Raw genomic sequence first — 20,367 nt, 5'->3', positions numbered from 1 at the left:
ATTGCCACAATGAGGAATGGACACTGAACCACCCTCGATCTTCGCTTTGGATCACGGCGGTCTATTAAGCCAGACAGACGAACTGGTCGGCAGCCTTGCGGGCCGTATGGCAGATCGTGGGATAGGCTTGGTTCCCGTGGTTGACGGCACGGGTTGTTGATAGAACTCGTTGCCCGGAAGAACCTTCTGGCCGCAAGACCAAAGCGCGGAGCCGAGGAACGGGACCGTGCCAGACTTCTGGGACGGCGCATTAGCTTTACTCGTTGATTCCCATGCCGGGTCGTTATTTCCCAAAGCGAACTGGCCCGAAATGTTCGCTATCTGTGCTCGAAAAATCGCATGCAGGACGGAACGATTTCGCCACAGTAACGCAAAGCGATGCAACAAATTTAGGGCCAGGGGATCGATCTCTTCGAAACCGGCTTCGCTAGGAAACGGTATTGCCTCTTATCCGAAATTGGCGCGGCTACTTTTAATCCCACAGGCGATCTCCATCGCTTCTACGTCCACTTTGTGCTGTTCGGCTGTCGTCCAGAATTATCCGACCAAAACCTCAGAACTGGGTTCCGACCTTGACCGCGAAGGTGTGATCCTGACTTTGCCGACCGCTTCCATAGGAGGTCTGGTAGTCGAAACCGAGGTTCCAGGCGTCGCCGATCTGTGCGTCGAAGCCCAGTCCTATTGTCAGGTGGTCCTTGGAGAAGTGATCGATATCGATTGAATAGGGCAGCGTGCCGATATCGGCGTAGCCAAGGCTGACGCGGCTCGATCCCTCGAAATCGTGGGTGTATTCGAGCCTGGCACGAGGTTTGAAGACGCCCCAGTCCATCGGCAACGCGTATTCGAGCCGAAGCCCAAGGATACCGGAAAGCGTGTCGATGGTTTGGTCGCCATAGGTCAGGCCCCATATACCGCCGTCGCTCTCCGAAAAGGCGTCGAGTTTGGAGCGAGAGGCTTCCAACCTTCCATATGGCGAGAGCAGCCAGCGGTCCTGACGATATTCGTATCCGGCCGTCAGCGAACCGAAGATCTGCTGTCCGCCGCGCGATCCCGTGGCGAAATCTCCGGTTGCCGTGACATAGCGGCGACTGTCGAAATCCATGAGGCCGTAGCCGATCAAGCCGTCCACGAATATCTCCGGCGTTGGCTTGTAGCTGCCATAGGCGGCCATGGACCATGCTCGCCCACGGCTTTCCGTTCCGTTCCCGCCGACGTCGGTCTTGTCACGGCCGTAACCGAAGCCGAGGCCGCCTACGAATTTGGGAGTGAAGCGATAGTCCACGCCGCCGGAAACGCCTACCAGTGTGCTGTCGAGATCGATGCTTCCATTGTCGCTTTCCGCAAAATTGACATACCCACCCGACCAGACCGCGAAGTTGCCGAGAGGATTGTAGTCTGCAGAACGGGGTTCAGGTTTCTCGTTTTCCTTCTTGCCGGCGTCCATCCTGCGGAAGGCACCCGCGACCGGATCGCGTTCGTCCTCCTCAGCATAGGCTGTCCGATCCGAATCGCGCTGCGTAAGGCCGATATTGACGTTCATCGAATTGCGCCGGCGCTCGCCTTCGTCGTGAAGCTGCTCAAGGCGGCGGTTGAAATTATCCGTCTGCGTCCTGGCGAAGCGCTTCGCCGCCTCTGCCTGAGCCGTCAAAAGGCCGATTACCTCGGGATCCTGCGACGGATCGGGGCGCGCGATGATATTGAGTGTCACCGTGGCTGGGGCCGAGCGCCCATCGGCGTTTGACAGCGTGTATTGCAGGCTTGCCGATCCCGCGAAGGTGCCGGCAGCCGCGAAATCAAGCATATAGGCAGCGCGATCGCCCCTGACGGATGCCTTGCCTGCCTCGGTCGCGGGATAGACAGCGATATCGGCTCGAGTGAACGGGCCGTTGGTGGCTCCTTTCGTGAGCTCAATGGAGCCGCTGGTTCCGGACATGACCTCCAATGTCATGTCTCGGGCGACCGGAACATTGAGGTTCCTGATTTTGATTGAAAGATTGGCAGTACCGGTGAAACCGAGACCATCCGTGGCCGTCACTGTGGCCGAGAAGCCGCCGGCTTCCGTTGGCGTCCCGGACAATACGCCGTTAGCCGCGAGGGCGATGCCCTTAGGCAATTTACCCCCGGTCACGGCGAACTCATAGGACGCTGTACCTCCCGAGGCAGACAGCTGCACCATTTCATAGACTGAATTGACCCTGCCATCAGCCAATGGCGGCACCGATATTTCGATCTCAGGGGCGGTGATCGAAAGCGAGAGTCGCCGTGCCCCGGTGAATCTGTTGTCGTCGGTTGCGGTCACGGTGAAGGCGAAGCTTCCGGCCTCGGTCGGGGTTCCGGCGAACTTGCCGTCAGTGCCGAGTGACAATCCTGCTGGCAGGTCACCGGCTGTCACCTTGAAACTGTAAGGTTCGTTGCCACCGTCAGCGGTCAGTGACATCGGCCCATAGGCCGAGCCGGCCGTCCCGTCCGCCAGCGAGTCCGGATCAATCGTGATCGCCGGTGCACCAACGGCCAACGTATACTCTCGGGTGCCGGTGAAGTCGTTGTCGTCGGTGGCTGTTACCGTGAAGGTGAAGCTGCCAGTCTCGTTCGGGGTGCCGGTGATTTCGCCGGTCGTGGCGAGCGACAATCCTGCGGGCAGGCCCCCGGCGGTTATTTCGAAACCGTAAGGCCCGGTGCCACCCTCGGCGGTCATTGCGACCGGTCCATAGGCCGAGCCGGCCACACCGTCCGCAAGCGCGTCTGGATTGATCGAAATCGTCGGCGCATCGACGGCCAGCGTGTACTCCCGGGTGCCGCTGAATCCGTTGTCGTCGGTTGCCGTCAGGGTGAAGGTGAAGCTTCCGGCCTCGGTTGGCGTACCACTGATTTCGCCGGTCGTGGCGAGCGACAGGCCCTCAGGCAGACTACCGGTCGTCACGGTGAAGGCGTAGGGTGCTTCGCCGCCATCGGCGGTCATGGCGACCGGTTCATAGGCAACGCCTGCCCATCCGCCCGGCAGTGCGTCTGGACCGATCGTGATCGTTGGCGCGTCGATGGCGAGCGTGTACTCGCGGGTGCCGGTGAAGTCGTTGTCGTCGGCGGCTGTTACCGTGAAGGTAAAGCTTCCGGCCACGGTTGGGGTGCCATTGAACTCTCCGCCGGTGCCGAGCGACAATCCTGCAGGCAGGTTGCCGGCCGTCACCTCGAAACCGTAAGGCCCGGTGCCGCCGTTGGCCGTCAGGGTTACCGGCCCATAGCCACTGCCCACCGATCCACCCGGTAGCGCGTTCGGCCCGACGGTGATTGTTGGTTCGGCGCGTGTGACAGTGACCGTGTAGGTTCTTGTCGTCGTCCCGTCCTGTGCTGTCACGACAGCCGTGATGGCTGTGTCGCCGGTTGCGAGTGAAATCCCCGATGAAGCCGATCCCGATGTGACGCTTTGGCCGTTGACGGTGATCGTCGCACCGGTATCCGCGGCCGTCGGGGTCAGGGTTAGCGAACTGACGGGGCTCGGAACGGACACAGTGTAACCGGTGGTGCTGGGAGCAAAGGCCGGGTTCAGAGTGCCGGCGCTGACGGAGAGGCTCGAAAGGCTGGCGTCGTTCGAGGTAGGCACCTGATAGGTGAACGCGCCCGCCTCGGTAGCGCTGCCGCTGGGCGTGGTCACCACCACGTCGGCCGCGCCTTCCGCGTGCGCTGGTGTCGTGGCGGTAATCTGCGTGGCGCTGTCGACCGTGAAGCTGGCCGCCGCGGTGCCGCCGAACGTCACGGCTGTCGCGCCGGTCAGGTCCGTGCCGGTGATGACGACGCTCGTGCCGCCCTCGGTCGTACCGCTGGTGGGTGCGACGCTGGCGATCGTCGGGGCGGCTACATCGTCGTTGACGATCGTCCCCACACCCTGCCCCTTGACCACTGTCGCGCCAACGACATTGGTCACGTTCACGAAGAAGGTCTCATCCGGTTCGTCGAGAATATCGCCGAGTATTCTGACGTCGAACTGGCGGCTGGTAACCCCCGGCACGATTCCTACGCTGCTGACGGCACTGGTCAGATAGTCGTCGCCGGCGATGGCGGTGCCATCAGCGCTGGCGATGTCCATCGTCACCGCAGTTGAGGTCGCCTGGTCGATCGACACGGTGAACACGGCCCATGTCTGGCCGGCGTTGCCTTCAGACACGGTGACGTCGCTGATTGACAGCGACGGAAGCACCGGGGCGTTGTAAGTGAACGCGCCGGTCGCGGTATCGTCGCCGCCAGGCGTGAGCACCACCACATCGACCGGGCCTTCCGCATGCGCCGGTGTCGTGGCAGTGATCTGCGTGTTGCTGTCGACCGTGAAGCTGGACGCCGCGACGCCGCCGAATGTCACCGCCGTTGCGCTGGTGAGATCCGTGCCGGTGATGACCACGCGCGTACCGCCGGCGGTCGGGCCGGCGGTTGGCGCGATGCTGGTGATCGTTGGCGCTGCCGGCGCATTATTGTCGAGGATAATCCCCGTGCCCTGACCGCCAAGCACCGACGCACCGACGACATTCGACACGTTCACGGAGAAGCTCTCGCTCCCTTCGCTGAGCGCGTCGGTCAACGTTTGCACCGAAAAGGTGTAATTGGCGCTGCCCGCGGGAATGGTCTGACCCGTAAGACTGCTGGTCACGTAGTCGATGCCGGCGATGGCGGTGCCATCAGCGGTGGCGATATCGAACGTTACCCCACCGGGACCGGCGGGTGGGATAAGCAAAACGGTGAACGTGGCGACACTGCCCTCAATCACTGAGACGTCGTCAATCGACAGCGACAGCACCACGGGAGCATCGTAGGTGAACGCGCCCGCCGCGGTAGCGCTGCCGCCGGGCGTGGTCACAGCCACGTCAACCGGGCCTGCCGCCTGCGCCGGTGTCGTGGCGGTGATCTGCGTCGCGCTGTCGACCGTGAAGCTTATCGTCGCCGTGCCGCCGAAAGTCACCGCCGTCGCCCCGGTCAAGTTCGTGCCGGTGATGACGACACTCGTGCCGCCGGTCGTCGGGCCGCTGGTCGGCGAGATGCTGGTGATCGTTGGCGCTGCCGACGTATCGTTGTCGACGATCGTCCCTATGCCCTGGCCGTCGACCACCGTCGCTCCGACGACATTGGTCACGTTCACGAAGAAGGTTTCGTTCGGTTCGCTGAGTGTGTCGCCGAGTATTTGTACCGTGACAGGCCCGCCGATAGACCCCGGACCGATGTGGACGCCGGTGCCGCTGAGGGCCACGTAGTCGACCCCTGCGGTGGCTGTACCGTCGGCCGTGGCGATATCGAACGTCACCTCCCTGAACTGCGGCACGGTCCGGTCGAACGTTATGTTGAAGGTGACAAAGGTGCTGCCGGAATCGCCCTCGACAACGGTGACGTCGTCGATCGACAGCGACAGCACCACGGGAGCGTCGTAGGTGAACGCGCTTGCCGCGGTAGCGCTGCCACCGGGCGTTGTCACCGCCACGTCGACCGTGCCTTCCGCATGCGCTTCAGTCGTGGCGGTGATCACCGTATCGGTGATCACCGCGAAGCTGGCCGCCGGGGCACCGCCGAATGTCACCGCCGTCGCATCGGTCAGGTTCGTGCCGGTGATGACCACGCTGGTGCCACCCTCTGCCGGGCCTGTGGATGGCGAGACGTTGGTAATCGTTGGCGCGGAGCCCGCGCCGAGGACCGTCAGCGTGGCGGACCGTGTCCCAAAATGCCCGTATTCATTTGTCGCGCGAATTGTGAAATCGAAACGTCCTTCTTCTCTAGGCGTTCCCGACAACGCGCCGCCATCGGAAAGCCTGATGCCATCGGGCAGCTCTCCAGACGCCAGCGTAAAGGTGAATGGGCTGTTGCCGCCGCTTACAATGACGTTGTTGGTGTAGTTTTCGCCGATCGTAACCTCGGTCGGCCCGGTGGCGAACATCGTAATAGCACTGGTTTGGATGGTGACGTGGCATGACTCGGTTATGGTGGCGCGCCACGTGTCCCCATCGTCATGAGAGATGTTGCAGCCATTCGGCGGACTGCGATACGTCATCCCGGTGAGGATATCGATCCTGAACGTGACAATCGTGCCGACGTCCACGGCATCGCCGCTGCTCAACATACCGCTAGGCCCCCCCATGGCCGAGACCGGTACCGGTTCATCCCAGGTGATGGTGGCCGTCTGCGCTTGTGCCGATGCGGCAAAACCGAGCCCGGCAAACAGAAGCGCCAGGAAGAGCACGAGCCGGGACAATGGCGATTTGACCGGACACGCCTTGCCGCCATCAGTGACGATGTTCCGGTGTCCACCGCGAAACGTCATGCTCACCCCCGCCGATATGGATCGACCATCAGGGCGGTCGACCGCTTCTCCATGCGGCGGAGAGTGTTGCAAGATCGCCCGCACGACGCCCCTCTCGGCATCGCCCGGTCAATCCTCTCTAAATCTTGACACTCCGTCAGGCGAACCAGATCGCCTCGCGGAGGGATTTGTCAGTGCCGCATCGAAATCCAGGTCACGATAAGGTCATGGCGACCGACAATTCCACCGATCAATTCTATTGAATTCTGACCAATTCTTACATTGCTGCATGGCGCTTGCGTGTTTGTGCAACTCCTGCAAGGTTCAGCTTTCAAAGCGGCAAGAGGTGCGGCAGGGGGACCCCGTGCGAATATTCAGGGATGCTTGACCTCAAGACCGTTCTGGTCGTCACTCTTGCAACCGCAAGCCTGCAGGCAGTAGCCTGGGTTTTCGTCTGGCAAGCGTGGCGACATCTCTACGAACTCAAGTTTCTTGCTGCAGGTTTTGCCGCGATTGCTGCCGGACTTCTCTTGATGATCGTTCGCGGCACGGAACCGGCCGCATTAGCTATCGTGTTGCACAATACGGTCATCAAGCTGGGTCTGGTACTGCTCGCCGAGGGCCTGGCCCGCTTTCTGGGACAGCCGCGTTATACCTGGATCGGTGTTTCGCTACTCATTTTCCAGATCGTTGCCTGGAGCGCCGCTGTTGCAGTCGACCCGGGTAACATAGCGATCCGCATCCACACGTCGACCTTCTTTACCGTCGTGATCATGTCGGTGATGTGTCTGGGGCTGATGCGAGACCGCACGCAGCCGACGCTCCTGCGCTGGATAACAATTGGAATACTCGCCGAGTATATGGCCGTCAGCATTATCCAGAGCGTCATCGAATATCTGCTGCCTGCCGATTTTCAAAGTGGCCCGATTCTGGCCGACCGCAACGCCTGGTATCTTCTGCAAGGCACGCTCTTCCTGATCGCATTTTTCGCCTGCCTGCTCTTCATGGTCAGTTCGCGGCTCTCCGCCGACCTGCGTGAGAAAAACGCAGCCCTGTCGCGAGAGGTGCAGGAACGACGACGGCTGGAAAGCCGGTTGAACGCAAGCCTGGAGGCCGAACGCGCGCTTCGCGACGAGCAGGCAGACTTCATGCGCGTCGTCAGTCACGAGTTCCGCACCCCGCTCGCCATTATCCGCAACGCGGTCGACATGATCGGCCTTGTCGGCAACAGGTCGCCCGAAGCGACCAAGGAACGCATCGTCGGCATTGGCGAGGCGCTCAATCGCCTGTTTTCCCTGATCGACCGCTTCATGGCCAACGATCGCGACAGTGGGTTTCGACCGGAAATGATACGCGTTGGTTCCCTGATCGCGGATGTGCGACTGCATTTCGAGATGACCGAGCGCGGCGAGCGCCTGGTCTTTACAGTCGATGACGATGCCCTTTCGCTTTTCGCCGATCCCGAAATGCTGGCGACCGTCCTTATCAATCTCATCGACAACGCCCTCAAATATTCTTCAGAGGACCTGGCGATCGATATCGATGTGCGGAAGGAGGGTCGAAATGTGGTCGTCCGGGTCTGCGATCATGGCATAGGCATTCCGCAGGCAGAGCTTCACAAGATCGGCAGGCGCTTCTTCCGGGCGTCCAATACAATGGCGGGAACCGGAACCGGGCTCGGGCTCTACTCTTCACGCAAGCTGCTCGTCTACCATGGCGGCAAGCTGCAGTTGCTTGCCAACGACGGCCAGGGCATGACGGCGATCGTGAAACTACCTCTGTCAAGCGAAGCGACAGGTCAATCTTCGCTGGAGGAACTGACGGCATGACGCATATTCTGATCGTCGAGGACGAGCCCCGGCTACGTAAGGATCTGGCTGATTTCCTGGAGCTGACAGGCTTTACGTCTGAAGGTGTAGCCACAGCGCGGGAATTGCGTCAGGCACTCGCGGACGGCAGTTCGCCCGCTGTCATCATCCTGGATGTCGGGCTGCCCGATGGGAATGGATTCGAGCTGGCAGCCGAAATCCGCAAGTCACGTGCCTGCGGCATCATCATACTGACAGCACTCGGTGAAAGCGCAGACCGTATCCGCGGCTTTGAAAGCGGCGCTGACATCTACTTGGTCAAACACAGCACCTTGCGTGAGATCGAGGCTGCAATTCGCAGCTTGCTGCGACGGACGGGAGAACTGCCTGGCTCTGCAAACAGTACCAATGATCAGTGGGTGCTTGACGGCACGAACTGGATGCTGATCGCGCCCAATCACCGTTCGCTCAAACTGACGGCAACCGAGTTCGCCTTTATGAGTGTGCTGTGCAGCAGCAGCGGAGAGATCTGCCAGCGCGAGGATCTGATAGAAGCCGTGGCTCGTCCCAGAGCGAGCTTCGACAACCGGCATCTCGACGCTGTCGTCAGTCGTCTACGCCGCAAACTGGAGGAACATATCAATCTCGCCGTACCCATAAAGGTCGTCTATGGCGTTGGGTATACCTTTACGGCCGCCGTCGTTGTGCAGTAGCGATCGCACGACACGCGGCGCAGAATCAGATTCTTATGCCCCAGCTATTTTGAGCTGCGGCGCACAGGCATCCGCTATCAGCCGCCGTCGTCGGAACGTGTTCTCGCTTTTATGGAATATTTCCAGAAAAGGTTTGCGATGGCCGAAAAGCAGGCCAGTCTTCGCATCATAGACGAAGAGTTCCACGAGCAGGTGGCGGCGCTCTCGGGCAACATCGAGATGCTGCATACGTTGCGAACGATCAATGCGCGGATCAGATTCATCCGTTGGGTAAACATGGAGAACGGCCGGCGCCGGCAAACGCAGGGAGAGCGTAGCGCGATATTGGAGGCGATTGCAGAAAGGGATGCTCCGCGCGCGCTCTCTTCTTCATGCTCATATTGATGGGCGGCTGGAACAGATCACGCTCGCAATGCGCGAGGGGTATGCCATGATCTATATGAACCGCGCGCAGGCCGGTGCGGTGCGCGTCTAGCCCGGCTGGATCGAGACGGAGGCCTCGGTGCAACTGGCCGAGCGGCTCACGAAGGATGCTGGCTCCGACTACGAAGGCGGCAAGCAGATCATTATGATTTCGCTCGGCGGCATCTCGCTTGGCCAATCGGCGAAGCCGGAAGAAGTGGCCAAGCTAATTGGCTTCCTGGCCTCCAACCGTGCCGGGGCCATCACCTGGAATACGTGATCGACGGAGGCACCGTCGTGGGGTCTCTTTTGACGTGAATATCGGCGGCAGGTGCGTGGAGATCGCTCTAGGAAAAATTCGCCGTCAAACCTGAAAAACCAAGCCGTCCTCCCCCCATACAGCTACGCCACAGAAATGAACGCGAAACGCTTCCAGAACATGGGTCCGGACTTCGTCACGATCCATCGCGGGGCCATGGTGGGTCGTCACGAGCTTCCTGGCGCCTAATTTCTCCGCGCAGGTTGCAACAATCCGGGCCTTGCTGGCTCGGCCGTCGCTGCGGTCGAAATCGAAAGCGTTGGAATAGTGCACCAAAACGTCGGCCGACCTGCCTATCCGGCTCAGGCTGCGCTCGTAGTCGGCCGTCTCTTCTATCTGAATGTCGCTGGTATAGCGGTAGCCAAGGCTTTCGAGATAGGGCTGGTGGTGCAGCACTCCGACCGCATTCACCGTCACACCCGGCAGCGTCAAAACCGATTCATTGAGGATCTCGTCACGTCAAAGTCAGGCCATGGTCGAGCACCCCGTCCGCCGCGCTTTTGATAGATCTGCAGGCTGCGAGGTTCGGGCCGTCAAGTCATGATCAGGCGTCCGCTTTGGCGTGGTTGGCGAGAAGCTGTAGTTCCCAGGCGAGAGCGACACCGCTCGCGCCGCCATGCTCAAGAACAACGCCCGCGACCCCCGCTGCCGTCTCTTCCCGCGCCCAATCGCGCTGCCATTCAAGGCAAAGTCGATAGCTGTTTAACGGGCCAACTGCCGTTCTGGCTGCGCTGACAAAAAAAGAAGGGCGGGGATTTCCCCGCCCTTTTCGTGTGGCAAACTCGCTTGAAGCTGAGCTCTACTTGCTCTTCCACACGCCCCAAGCGCGCGTCTTGTCGGCGGGCCAGACATTGTAGCCTTTGACCTTCGCATTCACCGCGTCGGTAACCGGCTCATAGTAGAGACCGAGGATCGGAACCTCCTGCGCCATCAAGGCGTGGATCTGCTTGAACAGCGCCTTGCGTTGCTCGAAGTCCGTGGTCTTGGTCGACTTCAGATAGAGGGTGAAGGCTTCCTTGCTGTCCCACTGCGCGGTCGGGTCGGTCGATTTGTCGCCGAGGATCACGCCGTACATAAGCGACGGATCAAGGCGCGCCGAATAGCCGAACGCCTGGATCTGGAACTTGCCGGCGAGATAGTTGTCGAGCTGCGCTGCCCAATCGAGCACTTCAAGCTCGGCGTTAATGCCGGCTGCGGCAAGCATTGCCTGAGTCAGCACCCCGTTCTCATACATGCCCTGATAGCGCGTGTTGGTCTGGATCTTGATCGTCTCACCCTTGTAGCCGGCCTCTGCCAGCAACGCCTTGGTGGCTTCCAGGTCGTATTTGGGCCAGTTCAGGAAATCGTCGTCAAAGAAGGCGCTGGCCTGCGCCACGCCGGAAGGGTTAAAGGCCGACATACCATTGGTGCGTGCATTGGCGATCTGCGCAAAGTCGATCGCGTGGGCAATTGCCTGCCGCATTTTCACATTCGACAGCAGAGGGTCTTTCGTCTGGATCAACAGCGGCGTGAAGGCCAGGCCCGGCGTGGACAACACGGTGACGCCGCGCCCCTTTGTCTCCTCTATGCGGCTCGCTTCGAGATTGGGCAGAATGTCTATCTGCCCGGCGAAGAGGGCGGTTTCGGATGCTGATGTATCCGGAATAACGAGGAATTTCACGTCGTCGACATAGGGGGTCCGATCGCCGGCAAGACCACTCATCTTTTCCTTCACCGGCTTATAATCGGCGTTGCGCTCGAGCGTGATATACTGGCCCTTCTGCCATTCCTTCAGCTTGAACGGGCCCGTGCCGATCGCAAGATCGGGATTCCATTTGCCGTCTGCACCAACATTCTTGGGGCTCGCCACCCAGGTGCTGCACTGGATGTTGGCAAGCTGGGCAAGAAACAGGGCGTTGGGTTCGTTGATCCTAAAGACGACGGTGCGATCGTCCGGCGCTTCGACGGCCTCGATCTTAAGGCCGCGGGAGCCATCGAAGATTGGGTTGCAAAGCCATTCCTCCCCGGCCGCCACGCGGCGATCCCAGTTCCACTTCACGTCCGCTGCCTTCACGGGGTCGCCATTGTGGTAGATGGCGCCTTCGCGGATCTTGAAGGTGTAGGTCTTGCCGTCCTGCGAAATCTCCCAGCTTTCCGCCAGCAAAGGCCCGATGGTCAGGTCTTCGCGATAGGCGACGAGCGTCTCGAAGATGTGATGCAAGACGGTGTCTGTATTTCCGTCACGATTGAGGCCCTCAGTGCCGCGAATATCCGAGTTGATGCGGATGTTAAGCGTGCCGCCAGTCTGGGGCTCCTCCGCATGGGTCACGCCGGCCAGCGTCAAGCCAACGCCCAGCGCGGCCGAAAAGATCGATTTCTTCCAGCTCATTTTTATCTCCAGGTGTTCCGTCCGCTGCTTGTTTTGTCAGGCCGGCGCGCGGACAGCGCTCAGCGATTGCTTAAAGAAGTCCTTGACCTTGGCGATCAGCAGCCGGTCGTCATGGGTAACACCCGGAACGACATCCAGCCGCACGGCGATCCCATGTTGTTCGAAGCTCCGCTTGAGGGAGCGCATGCGGTCGTTGCGGTCGGGGCCGGCGAGATCTGCACCGGGCATCCACCAGGCATCCTCGGGCGTGATGGTGATCTCCCAGGTCTCATGATCGTCGCCACCGATGACCATTTGCACGGCGACATCGCGCATGGCTTCGAGATTGATCTTCTTGCCAAACACAGCCTCGAAATCGCGCACGCCGACCCAGAAGTCATGATCGAAATCGAGCAGGGTCACGACGCCAGGTGCGCCGATCGATGCAGCCATCAGTTGTTCGGGATGCAGGTAGAAAAAGCGATGCGTGAAATGCCCGCCGCCGGAGAAGCCGTACATCATGACGCGGTCGCCCATGATGCGGTAGCGCTCGCGCATCTCCTCGATCATATCGAGCACTATGGCGTCATAATGCAGATCGCCCGCGCGTAGCATTTTGTATGATGAAAGATCGCCAGGAAAGCAGATGCCGGTTGGGAACAGTGGGCACAGTACGATCACTCCGTTCTCTTCGGCGAAATCGGCGAAACCATCGCGATAGGCCTGCATGCCGCGCTCGGTTCCATGGACGATAACGGCGAGCGGATAGGTCTTGTCGCCGTCTTCATCATAATCTTGAGGCACATAGGCGCAGTAGGGAAAACGCTGGTCCATGCGCGAGGCATAAACGGTTGTATGCCCGAAATCGTAATAAGACAGCTTCTTGCCGTGCCCGCCAGTCTTGCGCATTCAGCCGTTCTCCCTTCGACATGAGAAAACTATTTCATAATTTTATGTACATGAAAAGCGTTTTTAAGTCATTCGAGTATGCAGTATGTCGAAGGCATGGCGAGGATATCAACCAGCGTGAAAAGGCATTGACAGGCAAAGGCAGATCACGGTCTTTGGGTCGCGGCATTTCAGGGAGGAAACGAGGCATGCACGTTCTTGTTATCGGTGCGGCCGGAATGATTGGCCGCAAGCTCCTGACCCGGATAGCGGCTGAAGACGGCGTTCTTGGCAGCGACGTGACGCAGCTCTCGCTGGTCGATGTCGTGGAGCCGGTCGCGCCGACGCCTCTCGCCGGGTCTTCGCAGTCGTTCTCATTCGATCTTTCTGACGATGGCGCGGCTGCCAAAATGATTGCGACACGCCCAGACATGATCTTTCATCTGGCCGCTATCGTGTCCGGCGAAGCGGAAGCCGACCTTGACAAGGGCTACCGTGTCAATCTCGATGGCACGCGTGCACTTTTCGATGCAATCCGCGCCGAAGGTATTAAGTCGCCTTATCGGCCCCGCGTCGTCTTCGCTTCATCAGTTGCGGTGTTTGGCGCGCCGTTTCCGGACAAAATCGGCGATGAGTTCTTCACTACGCCCCTGACCAGTTACGGCACGCAGAAGGCGATCACTGAGTTGCTGCTGTCGGACTACAGCCGTCGCGGTATCTTCGACGGCATCGGCATTCGCCTGCCGACGATCTGCATTCGCCCGGGAACGCCCAACAAGGCGGCCTCCGGTTTCTTCTCCAACATCTTGCGCGAACCGCTGGCCGGAAAGGAAGCTGTGCTTCCGGTTGATGAGAGCGTTCGCCACTGGTTCGCAAGTCCGCGTTCCGCTGCCGGCTTCTTCACCCATGCCGCTACACTCGATCTCGACAAGGTTGGCACCCGCCGCAACCTGACGATGCCCGGCCTTTCCGCGACAGTCGGCGAGGAGATAGCGGCATTGACGCGCGTAGCGGGCGACAAGGCGGCGCGCCTCATAAGGCGCGAGCCGGACGAAACGATCCGCAGGATCGTTGCCGGGTGGCCCTGTGATTTCGACGCGCAACGTGCAGCGAGCCTAGGTTTCAAGGCCGAAACCCGGTTTGACGATATCATCAAGGCGCATATCGAGGATGAATCGGGAGGCAAGGTCTGATCATGGCGGATGGAGCAGCAAAGGCCAAAATCGCACTTGTTACGGGTGGCGGCACCGGCGTCGGCAAGGCCATCGCCAAGGCGCTACTCGGCGCGGGCTTTACCGTCGTGATCACCAGCCGGAGACAGGACGTTCTGGAAAAGGCTGCGAGCGAGCTCGCAGAGGCCACGGGCGGTAAGGTTCGGGCGATCCCGGCGGATGTGGGGGGTTCTAACTCTGTCGCAGCACTTTTCGAGACGATAAAGGCGGAGTTCGGCAGGCTCGACCTTCTGGTTAACAATGCCGGAATGGGCGCACCCGCCATACCGATGGAAGAAATCACTTTCGAACAATGGAGTGCCGTCGTCGGTGCCAATCTCACGGGCGCGTTCCTCTGCACCCAGCAGGCGCTCAGGCTGATGAAGGCGCAGACGCCCCGCGGCGGCCGCATCATCAACAACGGTTCGATCTCGGCGCAAACGCCCCGGCCCAATTCCGCGCCCTATACCGCGACCAAGCATGCAATCACCGGCCTCACCAAATCCACGGCGCTTGATGGTCGGCCGTTCGACATTGCCTGCGGGCAGATCGACATCGGCAACGCTGCAACCGAGATGACCGCGAGAATGGCGGGCGGCGTGTTGCAGGCCAATGGCGAGATGGCCAGCGAGCCGACCATCCCTGCAAGCCATATCGGCGATGCCGTGGTATACATGGCGAGCCTGCCGCTGGAGGCTAATGTCCTGACTATGACCGTCATGGCGACGAAGATGCCGTTGGTCGGCCGGGGATGAAGCGAAGCAATGAGACCGTGTCGCCGTGTTTGTCGATGGCCTGCTAGCGGTACCCCACTTGCCCTAGGCCTTCACGTAGGCCTCACCGATCCGACACCTGCGCCAAATCGACGGTCGCGTCCAAAACCAAAGCAGGCGCTTTTCCATTTCCGGCGCATGATGCTGAACCCAGCGGTAGATCGTTGTGCGTCAACACTCTCCCCCGCATTCGCACAGCAGGGTTCAAGATCACGATGGCTGATGCCGTATCTGAAATACCAATGAGCGATTTCAGATGGCTGTATTTGGGGACGTAACTGCCCTTGTCATCCCGTCATGAAGAGAACGTCGTTACAGCGTGGACGAATTCTTCGTTGACAACATCGCCAGCCGCAAGCCCGGCTGGGGCAAGCGCCGTGCGGGCGGCCGCGACATGCCCGGTGGCCCACAGAGATACGCTTCCGTGCCTGCTCCGAGCGGCAGAGATTTCACTGATTTCAGCGCCGCGGCAGGATTGGCTATCAGCCCCGGCCAGCGAGCATCGGCACGGTCCGCGGCCAGAACGACCTCAAGTGGAAGTTTCTCCGCCAGCGTGGCCAGCCCGTCAAGCGCATAGGCGTCTTGCGGCACCACCGTCTGTGCCCGGAGCATGAACTGAGCCTGCGGGTCAACACGCTCATGGCAAAGGTGGGTCTGCCCGCCTCGCTTCTGAAACGTCGCACGATGGAGCTTTCGGGAGGCCAAAGGCAGCGCCTGGAATCGCCCGGGCGCTGGCGCCCGAACCAAAGCTGCTGATTGCTGACGAGGCCACCTCCGCCCTCGAAGTTACGATCCAGGCGCAGAGCCTTGGTCTGTTCGCGCAACTCCGGTGTGAGATGTCCCTGACCCTACTGCTGATTTCCCACGACCTCTCCGTCGTCCGCTATCTGTGCGACGACGCGCTGGTGATGCGTCACGGCAAGGTGGTCGAATATGGGCCTTGCCAAGAAGTGCGGACGACTACACGAAGGCGCTGATCGACGCTGTGCCGCGTGTATCGGTTGAGATGAAGCTCGCCGGATAGCCCGCTCCGGAACCGCAGGACCGGCGTCGAGGGGAGCTATTCACTGATGAATTCTGTCCCTGGCCGCGCTAAGTGTTGCATGCCGACAACAAAGGCTTGCAAACCGCTCCTGAAGCCGACCTTGCTGCCTTTCTCGGGAGCCAAATTCTCCCGAAGACCGCAATCCATAAAAGCGAATAGATTCAACAATAAACATGATTGCTATCGGAAGGTTTTAATTGCTGGTCGCAGGGTGTTTTTAGAAACGCTCTAAATCATTGACCTTGCGTGGATATTCTCGTTTCCCTATCAGCGTTTCAGCAAGTGCCATCTGCATTCTTCCAGGCGGATGGTCCAAACCGATGACAGACAGGCTGATGGCCGCAACCACGACCGACACACATGACGATCTGATTTCGGTCTATCTCCGTCAGTGGAAATCCTTGCGCAATTTCCTGAGCCGGCGCACCGGTTCGCGTGACCTCGCCGATGACGCCATGCAGGAGACCTGGCTTCGGCTTTCGGCCATGAAAGACGGAACCGCTGCCGTACATGATCGGCAGGCCTTCATTTTGCGCGTGGCCGGCAATATTGCTATCGACTTGCAGCGGAAGGAACGACGCCACACGGCACGCAGCATCAGCGATGAAGGGCTGCTTCTCGCGATTCCCGACAGCTACCCATCCCCGGAAGTATTTGCAGTGGATCGCGATCAGCTGCGTCAACTGGTGTTGGCGCTCTCCACATTGGCGCCCAATCCGCGCAATGCCTTGCTTATGAGCCGTTGCGATGGTCTGCCGCATGCAGAGATTGCAATCCGCTTGGGCGTCTCCGAGAGCATGGTTGCGAAATATCTGGCGCAAGCGCTTCGCTGCTGCCGGGATCATTTCCGCCAGGCCGGATGACAAAATATCAACGTTGCGCTGTATCCCGGGTCGCCTGGTTTCGTCCTTGCCTGTAAGAGCTGGCAGCATCGTTCTTGTTGACAGCGAGCGGCGATAATTTTTGACAGGACGGCGGCCTCGCCAATGAATCCCAATGACAGATCGGAAGATGCCGGCGCAGAGGACACCCTCAGCGATGAAGCGCTTGATTGGATCGTAAGGCTGAATTCGGGTCGGGCGACGGCTGCGGATCATGCAGCCTTTGCCGAATGGCGCGACCAGAGCATCGATCACGAACTGGCCGCCCGCGAGGCGGAGGCGATCTGGCACGGTATAGGAACCGCGGGTGCGGATGTAAGGCGCACCGATGAAAAGCCCGCTGGGAAGCTGACCAGGCGCAGGCTTCTCGCGGGTGGAGGCTTTGCGATCGCCGGTTTTGCCTTGGCAGATACGCTGCACCTGCACATGACTGCGGATCACGTCACCGGCGTTGGCGAGCAGCGGACTGTCGCTCTGCCGGATGGATCCTCAGTCAGTCTCAATGCCAGCAGCGCGCTGTCTGTGGCGTTTTCAGACGGTGTGCGCAGGCTGGTGCTTCACGAAGGCCAGGCGACTTTCACCGTTTCGCATGATGGCGCTCGTCCTTTCATCGTCGAGGCGAGAGGGGGCCAGTCTCTTGCCGTCGGTACGATCTTCGACGTTGACATGCGCCCTGACGAAGTCGTCGTAACCGTAATCGAAGGCATCGTCGCCGTTTCCACCGATGTCGGGCCTGAACCGATCAGAGCCGCACTGGACGAGCAGATAACATACACGACGCAAGGGCCGCCTTCAGCTGCGGAACCGATCGATGCCAACAGCGCCACGGCTTGGCGGCGGGGCAAGCTGATCTTCAACGGGCGACTATTGGCAGACGTTGCCGCCGAGATCGAGCGCTACCGGAGTGGGCGGATTTTTGTTGTCGGCTCCCGCCTGTCCGCACTGCAGGTGACTGGCGTGTTCGACCTCGGCGATCCCGACGCAATCCTGCGGACGATTGAAGAGACCCTTCCGGTCACTGTCACGCGGCTGCCGCTGGTCACGGTGATCCGGTAGAAACCGTTCCCCGAAAATAATTTGAGTGTTTCTGGAAAGTTTTTTGAAAACCCGCTGCAAGTTGGCGTCAGTCGTTTCGTCTTCACAATTGGGGAACGTTGGCCGACGCGCGAAAGCGCGGCAGGCGCAGTCTCCATTGTTCAAGGATTGGGGCGTGATCATGGGGTGTGGGGTGACGAGAGAGAAGGGGATCGGCGAGACCGGCCGGAAAGCCAGGGTCGCATTTCTGAGGACGGTTTCGGCACTGGTCGCGATTGCAGCAGTTAGCGGGTATCTGACGGGTTCCGTCGCAGCGCAACAGGCAGGCCAGAGCGCAACGCAGACCATTTCCGTTGACATCCGCCCGCAGGGCCTGGGCCAGGCCCTTACCATTTTTGCCGATCGCGCGGGCCTGCGCCTTCTGTTTCCGTCGCGTCTTGTGGCAGGCAAAAAGAGCCAGGGCATCTCGGGAACCTATTCCCGGGACCAGGCGCTGGGACGTCTGCTGGCCGGAACAGGTCTCTCCTATCGCTTCACCAGCGCAAACACAGTCACGATCAGCGATCCTACTGCAGATATTCAGACTGGTGCGATAGAGGCGAACGGCACGATCGCGCTCGAGACGATCACCATAGAGGGCAATAACGGTGCCTTCGGTGCCACCGACGGCTATACCGCAGCCGATTCACAGACCGCGACCAAGACCGGCACCCCGTTGATCGAAACGCCTCAGTCGGTCTCCGTCGTCACACGCAAGCAGATCGAGGATCAGAATTCCAAAACCATATCCGAGGCGCTGCGCTACACGCCGGGTGTCGCCGCCGAAACCCGCACGGGGCGCTACGATTATCCCAACATCCGCGGCTTCGGCACGCCGGGCGGCTCCGAGGCCAACTGGGTCGGCCTGATGGACGGGCTGCGCATGCCGCGTGGCGTCTACTACATCGCGCCGTCGATCGATCCTTACATGCTGGAGCGGATGGAGGTTCTGAAAGGCCCGTCCTCAATCCTGTATGGCGCGGTCAACCCGGGCGGTGTGGTGAACCTGTGGAGCAAGCGGCCGACTGCCGACCCGCTGCACGAGGTCGAGATCCAGTACGGCACCTATGACCGCAGACAGGTCGGCTTCGATTTCGGTGGCGCGCTCAACGAGGACGGCACATTGCTCTATCGTCTAACCGGCGTGGGGCGCGATGCCAACGCACAGGTCGATTTTGCCGAAGACCAGCGTCTGTCGATCTCGCCGGCTTTGACGTGGCAGCCGGATGCCGACACGACGCTGACCATTCTGACCAACTTCCAGCGCGATCCGAGCGCCGGCAATTTCAACTATCTGCCCTATGTCGGCACGGTTGTTGAGGCGCCGTGGGGGAAGTTCCCCCGCAACTTCACCGAGGCTGATCCAAATTTCGACGAATCGAAACGCACCCAATATGCGCTGGGTTACGAGTTTGAGCATCGTTTCACCGACACCTGGACGGTGCGGCAGAATCTGCGCTTCATGCATGCCGACTACGACTACAAATCGGTGTTCCAGAACGGCTGGCTGACACCGACTGAACTGACGAGAATGTCGATCCACTCGATCGAATCCTTCAACGGCCTTGCCGTCGACAATCAGGCGCAGGCAGAGTTCGCCACCGGCGACATTCAGCATACGGCTCTGCTTGGGCTCGACTACCGGCGCAATAGCGCGGATGTCCTGATGGGCTACGGTGCGGTAGATCCGCTCGACGTGCTCAACCCGATCTATCGTCAGGATATCGCGTCGCCGAGCTTGGACTATGCAACTGATCAGAAGCTCAGCCAGGTTGGTGTCTACGCTCAGGATCAGATGAAATGGGGCGGGCTGTCGCTGCTGACCGGGATTCGGGGCGACTGGGTCGAAGCTGAAACACACAACAACTACGCGCCGGAATATGTGCCCCAATCGGACAGCGCATTCTCCTGGCGGGCAGCGCTCATGTACAATTTCGAAAACGGCCTTGCGCCATATGCCAGTTATTCGACCTCATTCGAGCCGGTGCTCGGCACCGACTGGTCCGGCAATCCCTTTAAACCGACTACGGGCCAGCAATATGAGGTCGGCGTAAAATACCAGCCCGATGGCTGGAGAAGTTTTGTCACCGCCTCCCTGTTCGACATAACGCAGCAGAACGTGAAGACCGGTGACCCGGACCCCACACATCCTTTTGCCAGTGTACAGACAGGCGAGGTCAATTCGCGCGGTGTGGAACTCGAAGCGCATGTCAATTTCAACGACAATTTCAGCCTGATCGGCTCCTATTCTTATGTCGATATCAAGAACACCGAGGACACGAACTTCAAGGATAAGCGCCCCTATGGCGTGCCTAGCAATCTCGCGTCTCTGTGGGCAAACTACGAGTTCACCGATGGCAAGTTGGACGGTCTCGGGATTGGTGCCGGCGTGCGCTATGTCGGATCGTCATATGGCGACGCCGAGAACACGCTGAAGGTGCCTTCCTATACTCTTGTGGACGCAGGTCTGCGTTATGATCTGGGCAAGATGAATCCCGAACTGAAGGGTGCGCAGCTTTCCATCAACGCCATCAACCTGTTCGACAAGACCTACGTATCGTCCTGCTGGGCGGCTCATTCCTGCTTCTACGGCAATGGCCGCACGATAACAGGCACGCTGAAATACCGATGGTAG

General features: G+C 60.0%; 14 protein-coding genes and 3 pseudogenes. 10 read left to right on the top strand and 7 right to left on the bottom strand.

What is annotated here, in order from left to right; genetic code table 11:
* Positions 1-553: 553 nt before the first annotated feature.
* Positions 554-6,292 carry a putative Ig domain-containing protein gene (locus BM413_RS05155; protein ID WP_091911046.1) on the bottom strand — a complete coding sequence of 1,913 codons (5,739 nt, stop codon included), beginning with the start codon at positions 6,290-6,292 and terminating at the stop codon, positions 554-556.
* Positions 6,293-6,651: 359 nt separating this feature from the next.
* Between BM413_RS05155 and BM413_RS05150 the strand changes: the two genes are divergently transcribed.
* The 4 genes and pseudogenes from BM413_RS05150 to BM413_RS05135 form a co-directional block, all read left to right on the top strand.
* A complete protein-coding gene (locus BM413_RS05150; RefSeq protein WP_091911044.1) occupies positions 6,652-8,100 on the top strand; it encodes a sensor histidine kinase in 1,449 nt (482 codons plus the stop codon).
* The gene (locus BM413_RS05145) at positions 8,097-8,792 is read left to right on the top strand and encodes a response regulator transcription factor (RefSeq protein ID WP_091911043.1); all 696 of its coding nucleotides are present in this window, start codon (positions 8,097-8,099) and stop codon (positions 8,790-8,792) included. Before BM413_RS05150 ends, BM413_RS05145 begins: the two co-directional genes overlap by 4 nt.
* A gap of 138 nt (positions 8,793-8,930) precedes the next feature.
* Positions 8,931-9,176 carry an FCD domain-containing protein gene (locus tag BM413_RS05140; RefSeq protein ID WP_175544247.1) on the top strand — a complete coding sequence of 82 codons (246 nt, stop codon included), beginning with the start codon at positions 8,931-8,933 and terminating at the stop codon, positions 9,174-9,176.
* A 79-nt stretch (positions 9,177-9,255) separates the two neighbouring features.
* Positions 9,256-9,512, top strand: a pseudogene (locus BM413_RS05135) (short-chain dehydrogenase); the annotation flags it as partial.
* Positions 9,513-9,558: 46 nt separating this feature from the next.
* On the opposite strand, the gene BM413_RS05130 reads toward BM413_RS05135, so the two are convergent.
* The 4 genes and pseudogenes from BM413_RS05130 to BM413_RS05115 all read right to left on the bottom strand — a co-directional run bounded on the left by BM413_RS05130 (position 9,559) and on the right by BM413_RS05115 (position 12,769).
* Positions 9,559-9,945: an MBL fold metallo-hydrolase gene (locus tag BM413_RS05130; RefSeq protein WP_091911040.1), complete on the bottom strand. Its 387-nt coding sequence runs from the start codon at positions 9,943-9,945 to the stop codon at positions 9,559-9,561.
* A 112-nt stretch (positions 9,946-10,057) separates the two neighbouring features.
* Positions 10,058-10,195: pseudogene (locus BM413_RS33530) on the bottom strand (hydrolase); the annotation flags it as partial.
* Positions 10,196-10,312: 117 nt separating this feature from the next.
* Positions 10,313-11,881, bottom strand: a complete 1,569-nt coding sequence (locus BM413_RS05120) for an ABC transporter substrate-binding protein (protein WP_091911038.1) — start codon at positions 11,879-11,881, stop codon at positions 10,313-10,315.
* A 36-nt stretch (positions 11,882-11,917) separates the two neighbouring features.
* Complete coding sequence (locus BM413_RS05115) at positions 11,918-12,769, bottom strand: hydrolase (RefSeq protein WP_091911037.1); 852 nt, start codon at positions 12,767-12,769, stop codon at positions 11,918-11,920.
* Positions 12,770-12,957: 188 nt separating this feature from the next.
* On the opposite strand from BM413_RS05115, the gene denD reads away from it, so the two are divergent.
* Complete coding sequence (denD, locus tag BM413_RS05110) at positions 12,958-13,941, top strand: D-erythronate dehydrogenase (protein ID WP_091911035.1); 984 nt, start codon at positions 12,958-12,960, stop codon at positions 13,939-13,941.
* On the top strand, positions 13,938-14,714 hold the full coding sequence (locus BM413_RS05105) for an SDR family oxidoreductase (RefSeq protein ID WP_175544254.1): 777 nt from the start codon (positions 13,938-13,940) through the stop codon (positions 14,712-14,714). The genes denD and BM413_RS05105 overlap by 4 nt, the downstream gene beginning before the upstream one ends.
* Before the next feature lie 108 nt (positions 14,715-14,822).
* Here BM413_RS05105 and BM413_RS33525 read toward each other — a convergent pair.
* Positions 14,823-14,998 (bottom strand): annotated as a pseudogene (locus tag BM413_RS33525) (IS6 family transposase); the annotation flags it as partial.
* Between the two features lie 46 nt (positions 14,999-15,044).
* Positions 15,045-15,344: a ferredoxin reductase domain-containing protein gene (locus tag BM413_RS05100; protein ID WP_091911032.1), complete on the bottom strand. Its 300-nt coding sequence runs from the start codon at positions 15,342-15,344 to the stop codon at positions 15,045-15,047.
* A gap of 224 nt (positions 15,345-15,568) precedes the next feature.
* On the opposite strand from BM413_RS05100, the gene BM413_RS33000 reads away from it, so the two are divergent.
* The 4 genes from BM413_RS33000 to BM413_RS05085 all read left to right on the top strand — a co-directional run bounded on the left by BM413_RS33000 (position 15,569) and on the right by BM413_RS05085 (position 20,367).
* Positions 15,569-15,709, top strand: a complete 141-nt coding sequence (locus BM413_RS33000; RefSeq protein ID WP_175544246.1) for a hypothetical protein — start codon at positions 15,569-15,571, stop codon at positions 15,707-15,709.
* Between the two features lie 403 nt (positions 15,710-16,112).
* Positions 16,113-16,640 carry an RNA polymerase sigma factor gene (locus BM413_RS05095; RefSeq protein ID WP_244537761.1) on the top strand — a complete coding sequence of 176 codons (528 nt, stop codon included), beginning with the start codon at positions 16,113-16,115 and terminating at the stop codon, positions 16,638-16,640.
* Positions 16,641-16,763: 123 nt separating this feature from the next.
* A complete protein-coding gene (locus BM413_RS05090) occupies positions 16,764-17,714 on the top strand; it encodes a FecR family protein (RefSeq protein ID WP_091911029.1) in 951 nt (316 codons plus the stop codon).
* 136 nt (positions 17,715-17,850) lie between these two features.
* A complete protein-coding gene (locus tag BM413_RS05085; RefSeq protein WP_244537760.1) occupies positions 17,851-20,367 on the top strand; it encodes a TonB-dependent siderophore receptor in 2,517 nt (838 codons plus the stop codon).

The sequence above is a fragment of the Mesorhizobium sp. YR577 genome (genome assembly GCF_900116595.1).
Classification (GTDB): Bacteria; Pseudomonadota; Alphaproteobacteria; order Rhizobiales; family Rhizobiaceae; genus Mesorhizobium_M.
Note: the sequence above shows the minus strand (reverse complement) of the source record. Positions and strands in the feature narration are given on the sequence as shown.